Raw genomic sequence first — 5,146 nt, forward strand, 5'->3', positions numbered from 1 at the left:
GGGCGGAACCGCCGGAGGATACGGAGCCGTCGGAGGGGGCGGACGGGGGCGGACCCGTCGCGGCGGCGGTGCGCGCGGGTCGCCGCCTCCCCGCATGACGTCCGCGCACACGGGTGCGCAGAACGTGTGGGGGTCTTGTGGACCGTGCGCGCGCCCATGTGATCGCGGTCTCGCACGGCTGCCGCATCCGTCACGAACAAGGCAGACTGGCGGGGTTGTTGAGGATGCATAGGGGGACTGCATGGACGGTGCACCGCGAGTGCCGGAGCAGCGGCGTCCCGGTTCGCCGGCGGAGCGGCCGGCACCGCCGAAGTCACCGGTGGGACCGAAGTCGCCGGTGGAACCGGAGCCGTTGGAGTCGCCGGAGCCGCCGGTGCTGCGCTTCAGCGTGCTCGGCCCGGTGCGCGCCTGGCGCGACGGCGAACCCGTCGGCACCGGCAGCCCGCAGCAACGCGCCCTGCTCGCCGCCCTGTTGCTCCGCGGGGGCCGTACGGCGACGGCGGCCGAGCTGATCGACGCCCTGTGGGGCGGGGAACCCCCCTCGCGGGCCCTGGCGGCGGTCCGCACGTACGCGTCCCGGCTGCGGAAGGCGCTGGGGCCCGGCGTCCTGGTCAGCGAGTCCGGCGGGTACGCGGTGCGCGGGACGGACGGGGACGCGCTGGACGTCGCGGTGGCTCAGGGGCTGGCCGCCGACGCCGAACGGGCGAAGAACGCCGGGGACCTGTGCGCGTCCCGCACGCTCCTGGACCGCGCCCTCGCGCTGTGGGACGGCGAGACGCTGGCGGGCGTACCGGGCCCGTACGCCCTGGCGCAGCGGGTGCGGCTGGAGGAGTGGCGGCTCCAGCTCTCCGAGACCCGGCTGGACATGGACCTGGAGCAGGGCTGCCACGCGGAGGCCGTCTCGGAGCTGACGGCGCTCACGGCGGCGCACCCGCTGCGCGAACGCCTGCGCGAGCTGCTGATGCTGGCGCTGTACCGCAGCGGACGCCAGGCGGAGGCGCTGGCGGTGTACGCGGACACCCGCCGCCTGCTCGCCGACGAGCTGGGCGTGGACCCGCGCCCCGGTCTCCAGGAGCTGCACCAGCGCATCCTGCGGGCGGACCCGCGGCTGGCGGAGCCCTCCTCCCCCGCGCCGCCCGCACCGGCGGCCGCCCCGGCCCGGCCCGCCCAGCTTCCGGCCACCGTGCCCGACTTCACCGGCCGCGCGTCCTTCGTGCGCGAGCTCGGCGCGATCCTCGCCTCGGCCGAGGGCCGGGTGATGGCGGTGTCCGCGGTGGCCGGGATAGGCGGCGTCGGCAAGACGACCCTCGCCGTGCACGTCGCCCACCAGGCGCGGACCGTGTTCCCCGACGGCCAGCTGTACGTCGACCTCCAGGGCGCGGGCTCCCGGGCCGCCGAGCCGGAGACGGTCCTCGGTTCCTTCCTGCGGGCCCTGGGCACACCGGACTCCGCCGTGCCGGACTCGCTGGAGGAGCGGGCGGCGCTGTACCGGTCGCTGCTGGACGGCCGCCGGGTGCTGGTGCTGCTGGACAACGCGCGCGACGCGGCCCAGGTGCGGCCCCTGCTGCCGGGCACGGAGGGCTGCGCGGCGCTGGTGACGTCCCGGGTGCGGATGGTGGACCTGGCCGGCGCCCATCTGGTCGACCTGGACGTGATGTCCCCGGACGAGGCGCTGGCCCTGTTCACGAGGATCGTGGGCGAGGAACGGGTCGCGTCGGAGCGCACGGCGGCCCTGGACGTCGTGGCCGCGTGCGGTTTCCTCCCGCTGGCCATCCGCATCGCGGCCTCCCGCCTCGCGGCCCGCCGCACCTGGACGGTGTCCGTGCTGGCGGCCAAGCTCGCCGACGAGCGCAGCCGCCTGGACGAACTGCGGGCCGGCGACCTCGCGGTGAAGGCCACCTTCGAACTCGGCTACGGCCAGCTGGAGCCCGCCCAGGCCCGCGCCTTCCGCCTGCTCGGCCTGGCCGACGGCCCCGACATCTCCCTGGCGGCGGCCTCGGCCGTCCTGGATCTCCCGGCACCCGACGCGGAGGACCTGCTGGAGTCCCTGGTGGACGCCTCCCTGCTGGAGTCCGCCGCGCCCGGCCGCTACCGCCTCCACGACCTGGTCCGGCTCTACGCCCGGGCCTGCGCCGAACGCGACGAGCAGCCCCCGGGCGAGCGCGCCGCCGCCCTGTCCCGCCTGCTCGACTTCTACCTGGCGACGGCCGCCGGCGTGTACGCGATCGAGCGGCCCGGGGACCGGCTGGCCGACCACCTGGCCGCCACCGACCACCCCGGGCTGTGCTTCCCCGACCGCGAGGCGGCGCGGGACTGGCTCTACACCGAGGCGAGCTGCCTGCTGTCCTTCGCCCGCCAGTGCGCCGGCCCGCCGGACATGCTGCGCCGGAGCGTCGACCTGCTGTGGACCGCCGTGGACCTGTCGGAGTCGGGGGCCAACTCCAAGGAGTACGAGGCCACCGCGCGGACCCTGCACGAGGCCGCCCGGAAGGCGGGGGTCGCACGGGTCGAGGCGCGGGCGCTGATGACCCTGGCGCACGCGCACCTGGACGGCGGCCGGTTCGACCTGGCCGACGAGGAGGCCGAGCGGGTCGTCCGTCTCGCGCGGCGGGCCGACGACCTGCTGCCCGTGTGCTGGGCCCACAACGCCCGCGGCGTGATCGCCCTCTACCAGGGCCGCACCGAGGCCGGCGAGGAGCACCTGACCCGGGCCCTGGCGCACTTCCGGACGCTGGGCGACCGCCCCGGTGAGGCCAGCGCGCTCTGCAACCTCTCGCGGGTCCGGCTCGCCGCCGGCGGCACCGGCAGCGCCGTGGCGCTCGCCCAGGAGGGCATGGAGATCTACGACGCCATGGGCAACTCCCTGCGCGGCGCGAACGGCCGCTACGCCCTCGGCATGGCGCTCACCCAGAGCCGCCGGCTCGTCGAGGCGGCCGACCGGCTCCTGGAGGCGCTGGAGGTCTTCCGCGACAGCCGGCAGCGGCTGTGGGAGGGCATGACCCTGTTCCGCCTGGCGGAGGTCGACATCGCCGGCCGGCGGTACGCCCAGGCCGCGGCGAACGCCGAGACGGCGCTGACGGTGCTGCGCGGCATCGGCGGGCAGTGGCGGCGCGGCAACGTCCTGACGGTGCTGGGACACGCCCTCACCGGCGTCGGCCACACGGGGCGCGCCCGCGTCTGCTGGGAGGAGGCGGTCCGCATCTACGAGGCGCTGGAGGCACCGGAGGCGGCGACGGTGCGGGCGCTGCTGGCACCGGTCGGCGAGGCCGCCTGAGGGGCGGCGCGGCGGGGCCCGCCGGCGCCCTCCGGGGGGACCGAGGGGCCCGTTGCCACGGCGTTCATCGTTCGTTTATCGCCGGGCGCGATGGTGGTGCCCGTCGATCCGTCGCGTCGGGGGGCAGGCGGGTCGTCGGGAGAGGCCGCACCACAGGCCCGTCGGGGCCTTCGTTTGGATCGGGCCGGATCCGGGGGAGCGCGAGCCCGGCACGATCCGAGCGGGGGCCCCGGGGGCCGGGCGGCCGGAACGGCCCGTCCGGTCGCCCTCGGGGGAGCGCCCGGACGGGCCGGACGACAGGAACACCTCACAGGGGAGCAGGAAGAATCATGAGCGACGAGCAGGTCGTCAAGCCGCTGGGTGACATCCACGCCACGTCGGAGCCACTCGACTCCAAGGCCGGGAACGGCGGCGCCACCACCCAGGGCGACATCCACGCCACGGGCGAGCCGCTGAAGACCGAGGACGCCCCCACCAAGTCGGAGCCCACCGAGCCGGCCCGGTAGGCGGGAGCCGCACCACACGGGGGAACGCAGGGGCCGCGACGGCGCGAAGGGGGAGCCGTCGCGGCCCCTGCGCATGCCCGGCGCCGGACGGACGGGGGCCGTCCCGAGGGGGGTGGCCCCCGTCCGTCCGGTGCCGGGGCCGGCGGGTGGCCGGGGCGTACCGGCCGGGGGGCGCGGACGGAGGCCCCGGAGGGCCCGCCCGCCGCCGCCCCGTCACGCCGTGCGCGCCGTCCCCGTCCCCTTCTCCGCGTCCAGGGCGTAGACGCAGCGGTCCTTGCTGCAGGCGTAGACGACCCCGTCCCGGACGACCGGGGAGCCGGTGATCTCGCCGCCGGTCGCGAGCTTCCACCTCAGCCGGCCGTCGTCGGCCTTCAGGGTGTACAGGAGGTGGTCGGTGGAGCCGAAGTGGATCCTGCCCTCGGCGACCGCGGGCGCGCCGACGATGTCGCCGCCGGCCTGGAAGCGCCACTTGGGCGTGCCGGTGACGGCGTCCAGGGTGTAGAGGCCCTTCCCGCTGCCGACGTGGACGTGCCCGGCGGCGACCAGGACCGGCTCCACCGAGGAACGGGCCTCGGTGGCGATGCGCCAGCGGTCGCGGCCGTCGGTGGCGTCGAGGGCGTAGACGGTGCCGAGGTAGTCGGCGAGGTACACGCCGCCGCCGGTGACGGCCGGGCCGGGCACGAAGACGGGCGGCGAGAGGAAGACGGCGGGGGCCTCGAAGTGCCAGCGGACGTGCCCGCCGACGATGTCCAGGGCGAGGACGCGGGTGCCGGCGGAGACGTACACGTGCCCGTCGGGCGCGGGGGTGAGGCGGATGGGGACGCCCCCGCAGGAGGCCGCGTCGCCGATGGGGTACGACCAGCGCTCGTCGCCCGTGCGCGCGTCCAGGGCGCGCAGGCGGGCGTCCCGCCAGACGTAGACCGTGCCGTCGTGGACGGCGGGGCCGGCCTCCGGGGTCTCGAAGTCGGTCTGGCAGCCGGTGACCTCCCACAGCTTCCGGCCGGTGGACGCCTCCCAGCCCTGCACGCCGCCGCCGCGGGTGCCGGTGACGACGGTGCCGCGGTCGGCCCGCAGGGAGTACACCCAGGCGTCCGTGGACAGCCGCCACAGGTCGCCGCCCTCGCGGGCGTCCAGGGCGAACAGGGTGGGGCCGTCGGAGGCGTGGATCAGGCCGTCGGCGACCGCCATCGACCAGGCGACGTCCCGGGTCTTGAAGCGGCGCCGTCCGGTGGCCACGTCGAGGGCGTGCACCTCGAAGGAGGTGACGTAGACGAGGTCCCCGGCGACGGAGGGGGTGCCCCAGACGTCGTTGGACATCCGGAAGCGCCACGGCCGCCAGCCGCTCGGCTGTTCCGGCGCCGCGGCG

General features: G+C 76.6%; 3 protein-coding genes. 2 read left to right on the forward strand and 1 reads right to left on the reverse strand.

All coding sequences use genetic code 11. The features are described 5' to 3' along the window. Positions 1-241 precede the first annotated feature (241 nt). Together afsR and AOK18_RS33300 are read left to right on the forward strand one after the other, a co-directional pair. Positions 242-3,274 carry an SARP-family global regulator AfsR gene (gene afsR / locus AOK18_RS12030; protein WP_079104970.1) on the forward strand — a complete coding sequence of 1,011 codons (3,033 nt, stop codon included), beginning with the start codon at positions 242-244 and terminating at the stop codon, positions 3,272-3,274. Between the two features lie 329 nt (positions 3,275-3,603). Then, a complete protein-coding gene (locus tag AOK18_RS33300) occupies positions 3,604-3,780 on the forward strand; it encodes a hypothetical protein (protein WP_167738673.1) in 177 nt (58 codons plus the stop codon). Between the two features lie 213 nt (positions 3,781-3,993). Here the strand turns inward: AOK18_RS33300 and AOK18_RS35140 are convergent. After that, positions 3,994-5,146 (reverse strand): outer membrane protein assembly factor BamB family protein (locus AOK18_RS35140; RefSeq protein ID WP_157865078.1); only part of this gene is annotated, 1,153 nt, incomplete at its 5' end.

The sequence above is a fragment of the Streptomyces prasinopilosus genome (assembly GCF_001419695.1).
Classification (GTDB): Bacteria; Actinomycetota; Actinomycetes; order Streptomycetales; family Streptomycetaceae; genus Streptomyces; species Streptomyces prasinopilosus.